Source organism: Bradyrhizobium sp. Kon69 (assembly GCF_055807515.1).
Genome location: NZ_JBVVOS010000226.1, coordinates 1 through 317, shown reverse-complemented (window position 1 = coordinate 317; position 317 = coordinate 1). Strand labels below are relative to the sequence as shown.

Below are 317 nucleotides of genomic sequence, written 5' to 3'. Positions count from 1 at the left end.
CTACATTGCAGACGCCAGGCCATCAAAAGATGTTGGCCCAACACAACACCGAGCTCTATCTTTTAATGCAGCACGCAATCACTGGACCAAAAATCTCACAAAGTCGTGCTCTCTTGTGGCATACCAATAAACCTCCGTGGGCTTAGAAAAAAAATCGCCGGTAGAACAAGCTTCCCAGCGCCGTAGCGGTACTGGCGCCAATACATGCAAAAACGAATATTTATCAGACTTCATCAAATTTTCATCCGCGCAGCACAAGTCATTGACTTTAACCGTGGGAATGTCCGAGTCGTTGATGCCCGCTACCTGAACAGGGC

At 47.9% G+C, this 317-nt stretch carries 1 protein-coding gene; it reads right to left on the bottom strand.

Going from position 1 to position 317, the window contains the following annotated elements; all coding sequences use genetic code 11:
* Positions 1–78: 78 nt before the first annotated feature.
* On the bottom strand, positions 79–317 hold a 239-nt coding region (locus AC0L3U_RS38940), incomplete at its 5' end, for a hypothetical protein (RefSeq protein ID WP_473365046.1).